We start from the raw sequence: 301 nt of genomic DNA on the forward strand, positions 1-301 counted from the left end.
TTTGCTCTGTCTTGCTATCAGAGCCGCGAATTGTCTTTTATCAAGGTCAGTTTTTACCCGATGCTATGCGTGCGGAGCGCCTGTGTCGGCAAGAGCTAGAATGCGCTATGCGCTCTGAGGGTATCAATAATCATGACGATGTGGAGGCTATTGTATTTGAGACCGATGCCAAGCTAACCGTCATTCCACGACAAAAATCTACTGATAATGTTAAGACCGATAGTGATAATCTGCCAATCTCTCAGACTATCGATCAATTGGTAAAGCGTTAATAATTGACTTTTTGAAGACCATTGAATGC

General features: G+C 43.2%; 1 protein-coding gene. It reads left to right on the forward strand.

The genetic code is table 11. The annotated features are described in order from the left end of the window. Window positions 1–272, forward strand: a 272-nt coding sequence (locus FHK88_RS03480; RefSeq protein WP_227429391.1) for a YetF domain-containing protein, incomplete at its 5' end; no start/stop codon positions are given. Between the last annotated feature and the right edge of the window lie 29 nt (window positions 273–301).

Source organism: Psychrobacter sp. I-STPA6b, assembly GCF_020662265.1.
Classification (GTDB): domain Bacteria; phylum Pseudomonadota; class Gammaproteobacteria; order Pseudomonadales; family Moraxellaceae; genus Psychrobacter.